At 40.0% G+C, this 6,247-nt stretch carries 8 protein-coding genes and 1 pseudogene; 3 read left to right on the forward strand and 6 right to left on the reverse strand.

Annotated features, from left to right (window positions below):
• Window positions 1–3: 3 nt before the first annotated feature.
• A complete protein-coding gene (locus FTU82_RS01035) occupies window positions 4–276 on the forward strand; it encodes a pyocin activator PrtN family protein (RefSeq protein ID WP_227523934.1) in 273 nt (90 codons plus the stop codon).
• Between the two features lie 113 nt (window positions 277–389).
• Here the strand turns inward: FTU82_RS01035 and FTU82_RS16360 are convergent.
• A pseudogene (locus FTU82_RS16360) lies at window positions 390–455 on the reverse strand (hypothetical protein); the annotation flags it as partial.
• Between the two features lie 80 nt (window positions 456–535).
• On the opposite strand from FTU82_RS16360, the gene FTU82_RS01040 reads away from it, so the two are divergent.
• Together FTU82_RS01040 and FTU82_RS01045 are read left to right on the forward strand one after the other, a co-directional pair.
• Window positions 536–1,744, forward strand: a complete 1,209-nt coding sequence (locus tag FTU82_RS01040; RefSeq protein ID WP_180100945.1) for a DUF1615 family protein — start codon at window positions 536–538, stop codon at window positions 1,742–1,744.
• Window positions 1,711–2,358, forward strand: a complete 648-nt coding sequence (locus FTU82_RS01045) for an HAD-IB family hydrolase (protein ID WP_180100946.1) — start codon at window positions 1,711–1,713, stop codon at window positions 2,356–2,358. The genes FTU82_RS01040 and FTU82_RS01045 overlap by 34 nt, the downstream gene beginning before the upstream one ends.
• Window positions 2,359–2,567: 209 nt before the next feature.
• Here the strand turns inward: FTU82_RS01045 and FTU82_RS01050 are convergent, their stop codons facing one another.
• The 5 genes from FTU82_RS01050 to FTU82_RS01070 are packed head-to-tail and all read right to left on the reverse strand — an operon-like array spanning window position 2,568 to window position 6,065.
• Entirely contained in the window at window positions 2,568–4,004 is a 1,437-nt protein-coding gene (locus FTU82_RS01050) for a hypothetical protein (RefSeq protein WP_180100947.1), read from the reverse strand.
• A gap of 13 nt (window positions 4,005–4,017) precedes the next feature.
• Window positions 4,018–4,731, reverse strand: a complete 714-nt coding sequence (locus tag FTU82_RS01055) for a PilW family protein (protein WP_180100948.1) — start codon at window positions 4,729–4,731, stop codon at window positions 4,018–4,020.
• A gap of 11 nt (window positions 4,732–4,742) precedes the next feature.
• Entirely contained in the window at window positions 4,743–5,171 is a 429-nt protein-coding gene (locus tag FTU82_RS01060) for a type II secretion system protein J (protein ID WP_180100949.1), read from the reverse strand.
• Window positions 5,146–5,622 carry a Tfp pilus assembly protein FimT/FimU gene (locus FTU82_RS01065; RefSeq protein ID WP_180100950.1) on the reverse strand — a complete coding sequence of 159 codons (477 nt, stop codon included), beginning with the start codon at window positions 5,620–5,622 and terminating at the stop codon, window positions 5,146–5,148. The genes FTU82_RS01060 and FTU82_RS01065 overlap by 26 nt, the downstream gene beginning before the upstream one ends.
• Complete coding sequence (locus FTU82_RS01070; protein WP_180100953.1) at window positions 5,616–6,065, reverse strand: type IV pilin protein; 450 nt, start codon at window positions 6,063–6,065, stop codon at window positions 5,616–5,618. The genes FTU82_RS01065 and FTU82_RS01070 overlap by 7 nt, the downstream gene beginning before the upstream one ends.
• Window positions 6,066–6,247: the final 182 nt, after the last annotated feature.

Genomic DNA, 6,247 nt, shown 5'->3' on the forward strand with positions numbered 1-6,247 from the left:
GCTATGAAAATTGATGATCCAGTTGATATCAGTTTTATGTTACTCATGAAGTATCGTAAACCTGTGATCAAACTTGAAGAGCTCTTGCCGGATTACTTGCCTCATCTTACAATTGAACAGGCAAATAAACGCGCAAATAAATGTACTCTTCCATTTCCTGCATTTAAATCGGATGGAAGAAACTCCCCTTTTTATGTTCATCTAAGTGATGTGGCATCTTGGCTTGAAGCAATACAAAAAGAGTCTAAGAAAGACTGGGTAGCAATGAACCATTGATTGCTAAATTATTGATTAATTGCCGCATGGTTGCACCTATTTTGCACCTTGCACCATGCGGTTATTTAATAAAATACTGATAAATAATAATTTTTATAATGTATTTATGATTAATCTATCCCACCTGCCATCGGGGCGACAATCAAATTGTTTGACAGTTGATATGGACCAATATACATATAAATTCATCACTTTTTTGATGGGCATAGTATACTGCATCTGCCTTATTCGCTCATCTTTTCAATTAATTTACCACACCATGAATAAAACTTTTGCTGATTGTTTTTCTGTTAAGTCATTGTCTGTACTTGCACTTTCTCTGGGTCTTGCCGGCTGTGGCAATGGCTCATGGTGGTCAAAAGATGATGAACCGACACTTGAAGTTGAACATATTCGTAAAGCAATTCCGAGTCGGGTAAATCAGCGTGAGTCCTGGGCACAAGATATTTACGACATCACCGAACAGTTGGGTATTCCTCAAACCAAGGAAAATGTCTGCACGATTGTGGCCGTGGTCGATCAGGAATCCAATTTTGTGGCAGACCCTACAGTACCAGGTCTGGGAGAAAAAGCGGTTAAAGAAGTTCAGGATCGTCTTGAAGAAAAATTCAAAGATAAGCTTGGTCAAGCAATTGGTGGCACAGTTGCTGGATATTTCCAGGAAGTTCTCAAGAACCATCCGAGTCCTGAAGACAATTACCTGAGCCAGATGCGCCGGGTCAAAACGGAACGTGAACTCGACGAATTATATCGTGAAATATTTGACTATATGTCGAAGCATTACCATGTCAGCGCACTGACCGGTGCTGCAAAACTGGTCGGCCAGAACATTGGCGAGAAAATGAATCCGATTACCACTTTGGGTTCAATGCAAGTGCATATTAGTTATGTCAAGGAATATAAACGTCAAGGTGGCAACATCGCAGCCTTACGCTCCGATGTCTATACGCAATATGGCGGCCTATATTACGGGATTCATCGTCTGATGATGTATCCTGCAGATTATGACAAACCGATCTACCGTTTTGCAGACTATAACTCGGGCATGTATTCCAGCCGAAATGCCGCTTTTCAGAGTATGCTGAATGATTTAACTGAGGCCGAACTCGATCTGGATGGCGATCTATTGCTATATACCAAAGATGGCGCAGTCCGTTCGCAGAAAAGCCAATCCGAGCGTGAACTGATCAGTGTTTTTGCCAAAAATAATTTTATTATTACCGAACGTCAAATCCGTGTGGATTTAAAGAAAGAAAAAGACAAAGACTTTGAAGACACGATGACTTATCGTGGCGTCAGTAAGCTTTATCAGGAAACGACAGGCAAAGATCCTATTTATGCGATCATGCCTGAAGTAGTCATTTCCGGGCCAAAATTGAGCCGTGATTATAATACCAACTGGTTTGCCACCCGTGTCGATGGGCGATATCAAACATGTATGCGCAAAATCAAGAACCTAAAACTCTAGCCTTATTTGATTTTGATGGCACCCTGTATCCACATGATAGTTTTACCGGGTTTATTTTTTATGCCTTGAGAAAACGGCATATTGTGAAACGTGGCCTGCAAATTTTGCCGTGGATTCAGGCATATTATTTAAAGCTCTATCCTGCTCATCGCATGCGCCCCAAACTATATACCAGCATGTTTAAAGATAGTAATGCAGAGGAAATTCTGCAATTGGCTCAAGAGTATGCTGCAATACTGGTAGATAAACTTGATCCAGCCTTATTTAATCAGCTCAGAAAGCATCAACAACTTGGCCATGATGTAGTTCTTGTTTCAGCCTCTCTGGATTTATATTTAAAACCGGTCTGCAACTATTTAAATATCGATTTAATCTGTAGCGAAGTGGAAATCAAAGCCGGAAAAATGACGGGGTTTTATCAGACTGCGGACTGTAGCAAGGAGCAAAAGAAAATCAGGATTTTAGAAAAATATAATCTGAAGGATTATGCTGAAATTTATGCTTATGGTAATAGTGATGAAGATGAGGAAATGCTGAGTTTGGCAACTTATTCTTATATGGTGGGTACTGATCAGGTATTACCTAAAATTATTGATTGTAGAAAATTGGCTTAGATTAAAGTCACACAAAAAATATGGGGGAAAAGTAACTCGATTAGCTGAAAGAACACCTCTAAAGCTAAGGCGATTATCTCTACCAGATAGAATCCGCTCTAAAAATTGCCCTAGAAAGTCACTGGGCTGGGATGCACCCAGTGAATTTAGGCTGATTTTTATACTGCTATACTTGCTGCTTGAATCCGCCAAGTTCTACCAATAAAATCTCACATATAACGCAAACCAGATAATGTCATAACCTTTTGAGCAGGCGTAGCACTCCCACCACTGCTCCCATTATTTAGTTTTACGTTAACACTACCATTTGTTGTAGTTATACCCTTTCCTGTAAAAGTTAAATTACCTTTAATATCGATGTTCCCAGTACCATTAAATTTACCAGAAGATGCGCCTGTACCACCAGCGCCACCTGAACCCATAATATTCCCATAAAGGCTCATAGGACTGTTATTTTTAACCTCAAAAGTTATGGTTTTATCACTGAAGAACAAAATATTTGAAATTTTAGTTCGTTCTGTATCTATTGTTTTAAGTGTTCCCGTCGTATCGCAATATTGTGTCGGTATACCAGTTGCACTCGAGCCACATATTCTAGCTTTTTTTGTAGTCAAATCTGTACTAGATTCCAAATAATAAGGATAAGGTGCATAAGCCTTACCAGCCCCCCCTTGGTTAGTAGTAATAACTTGCATATCTCCAGTTGCAATGATTGTGTTCACTAAATCACGAGAGGACTTTAGATTAATATCAACCTCTCCCTCAAACCACAGTACGCCTGCTGGAATTGCTGAACTGGCAGCATCAATTGTCCATTTTTTACTAGCCCCACTACCGCTAACCGTAATACCAGAAATACTACTGCAAGTTACTGGTGCTGTTTCAGTATTATAAATACTAGGGCCATACAAATTATTTTTAGCGCACTTGCCATTTGCATAAAAAATATAATTTGAAGATGGACGCAACTCCTCAGCGGTTAAAAAAGTTGTTGGCTGGTAAGGCTTCACTGTAAAACCTGTTCCATCCAAAAAATCTTCTACTGTATAATAATTATTACCATTACCCTTAACGATACCGCTACCTTTTCCAGCATCTCCTACCTGTATCGTCTGATTACCCTGTAGATTTATCTCGTGGCCTACTTGTAACCCCCCAGCAAAGATTGAACCATCAAAAGCCCCTCCTCCTGTCGTTATCTCTGTATAAATTGCCCGAACCACGGAAGAAGCACCGCCGCTTTTTGCGGTTATGTCATAACAAAAATAATTCTTACCACCTGTACTGGCAGGGCAACCTTCTGTTGTAGTCACGACCTTATACGTTGCGATCGTCGCTGCTGGGGAGCCATTATCTTTGATCACGCCATTATTAATTTGAGCAATCTGCGTAGCGGACAACGGTTTTAACAAACCGGTTAAAGCTTGATAGCCAATCGCCGACTTAATCTGCGCCTGCGTTTGTGCATGAGTTGTCAGTGAACTATCCTGCAAACTCCGTACAGAAGTGACCATACCGATAACCAAAGTGGTTAAGGCAAGACCAATCAATAGAATAAGTAAAATAGAAGCAAACCCAGCCTGTTTATGCATTTGTCTACTATTTACAGGGAAACGCATAGTTCGAAAAACTTGATGATTACACATATTAAACGCTCCCTTAGGTAGTCACATTAAATAAACAGGTTGAATTGCTTAGAGTAGGTAACGTAGTACTGGTACTGGTTGCATAAATATTGGCTTTTACTTCTACATAATACTTACCGCCAGATGCCGTTGCCGTCGTATTCGTCACACCAAAAGGCGTGCAAATATTAGAACCTGTTAATTTAGTCACTTTCAGCGATATGTTTCCCACACCTGAATTCACAGTACTCGGCATATCAGGAGCAGCAGAAATTAACGTTTGTGAAGGTGTGGTGGTTGGAGAGGTAGGAAGTGCTAAAGTCGTACAGCTATATCCTGCACCATCTGTACCAAGATAATAAATTAAACTCTTACCTGCGGATTTTAATGCTTGGCAATTGCCACTTGATAATTTCCATACAAGTGCATCAGCTTCAGTAGTTTCAATATTAGAAGCCGTTATTGCTGTCGCACCTGCGTAGGCTTGAATTAACTTATCACTGCTATTTCCATAAGAATCTGTAGGTGAAGTCATGTTATAACCCACTCCCTGCAAAATACGGTCAGCAACAATCAAACCCGTGGTAATGTTGGCATCAATGCTTGCCCCTCGTGTCGTTTCAGCAGAAACATAACCTAAAGATACATAAGCCCTTAATATTGCTAATATAATAACCAAAGAGATAGTTAGCGCAATCATAATCTCAATCAGTGACATGCCCTGCTGTTTTTTTAATGTACCGTTCATTTTAAGTACCTTCAGGGTGAAATAACCGATTTAACAGGGATAAATGTATTCGCACTGTCAACTTGTATAGAAGGAGACTGGACAGTTACGCTTGCTGAATAGGCTGTGCCTGCGCCTGGGCTTGGTGGATTACTAGTAACAGATGCATTTACTGTATAGTTAGTTGAAATCAAAGTGCATGGTGTTGTGACACTTGTACCATTAATTGTAATGCTACTCGTATTAACACAGCTTGAAGTATCTGCCTTCACTGCAATCTGGCGCATTTTGTTAATCGCCTGAACCTGAATATTACCATCTCTCTGCACCACAGCCGTACGTGCAGCAATGTAAGCACCACCTAAACCAATAATCGCCATTAATAGTAAAGAAATCAGCACTTCGATCAGTGTAATACCGGCCTGATGCTGATATTTAGAACTGTGCTGTAACTGTAACATTAGAAATTCCTGAGCGAGATATTGTATAGCCACCAGTACAAGTTGTATCTATGAGTGCAGCATTGTTATTTAACTGAATAGCTGTACAAGAAGAACCAGAAGGAGCATTTAACGTTATCGAGACAGCCGCAGGATATTTTGTACTCCATAAAACAGTACTGTCATCGGATGCTTTAACGTTAATGACACCTTCTGCACCACTACTACCATTCGTTACCGTAAGTTTTGCAACCATTGGATTAGTATCTGTTTGCAGTTTACCATTTGGATTTTTTATTGCCTCTGTGGTGGCTTTATTATAAGCCTCAACCAGCAATTTTTGGGTTTTCTCAACCTGGGTTTTGGCTACCCATGACGCTCCCAAGGGAATTAATGAAGCTGCTGAAATTCCCAAAATAGCAATCACAACAACCAGTTCAATTAGGGTTACCCCTTTGCAAGCCCTTACCATGAGGTTAAACCACCACAGCCCGTCGTACTTGGCATACCTCTTGTATTGGTATTAGTAAGCGTTAAGGTACAGCCGTTACTCTGTGTACCACTTATACCCGTAGCAGTAAGTGTATAAGTAGTGGGTGTTATACTCATTGTATAATTAAAATTAGCAGCTTCTGCAGGTGTCCAGGTGATACCAGTCTGATTACTGATATAAGTTTTAGTATCAGCAGTCGTAGTCGTAGCGGTAGTCGTAGCTGTAACAGGATTCATTGGATACTTTAATGCTTTCTGATAAGCATTTTCCATCATCAGGCTTAATGTGACTAAATCAGACCCAGCATTATTAGCTCTTGCTTTTTTGACATATTTCCCATAAGCCGGCAAAGCAATTGCTGCCAGAATTGCAATAATCGCAACAGTGATCATTAATTCAATTAGAGTGAAACCCGCCTGCATAGATCGACGACTACCATCTCTATTTCTATACATTTTGTTACTCTCTTCACCATCTACAGAGGTGGATCAGGAAATTTGAACAACACTTATAAGTGATATTTTGCTCCCCAAATGATGTTATAAACATCAATATATGGAGTATTTTATGACACGTAGACCAAGAAGAAATCATTCAAATGACT

This window comes from Acinetobacter sp. YH12151 (assembly GCF_013418355.1).
Classification (GTDB): Bacteria; Pseudomonadota; Gammaproteobacteria; order Pseudomonadales; family Moraxellaceae; genus Acinetobacter; species Acinetobacter pseudolwoffii.

Bases quoted from the DNA above. Each gene is read 5' to 3' on its own strand.
- FTU82_RS01035 (WP_227523934.1), top strand. From the start codon at position 4: ATGAAAATTGATGATCCAGTTGATATCAGTTTTATGTTACTCATGAAG.
- FTU82_RS01040 (WP_180100945.1), top strand. From the start codon at position 536: ATGAATAAAACTTTTGCTGATTGTTTTTCTGTTAAGTCATTGTCTGTA.
- FTU82_RS01045 (WP_180100946.1), top strand. From the start codon at position 1,711: ATGTATGCGCAAAATCAAGAACCTAAAACTCTAGCCTTATTTGATTTT.
- FTU82_RS01050 (WP_180100947.1), bottom strand. From the start codon at position 4,004: ATGTGTAATCATCAAGTTTTTCGAACTATGCGTTTCCCTGTAAATAGT.
- FTU82_RS01055 (WP_180100948.1), bottom strand. From the start codon at position 4,731: ATGAACGGTACATTAAAAAAACAGCAGGGCATGTCACTGATTGAGATT.
- FTU82_RS01060 (WP_180100949.1), bottom strand. From the start codon at position 5,171: ATGTTACAGTTACAGCACAGTTCTAAATATCAGCATCAGGCCGGTATT.
- FTU82_RS01065 (WP_180100950.1), bottom strand. From the start codon at position 5,622: ATGGTAAGGGCTTGCAAAGGGGTAACCCTAATTGAACTGGTTGTTGTG.
- FTU82_RS01070 (WP_180100953.1), bottom strand. From the start codon at position 6,065: ATGCAGGCGGGTTTCACTCTAATTGAATTAATGATCACTGTTGCGATT.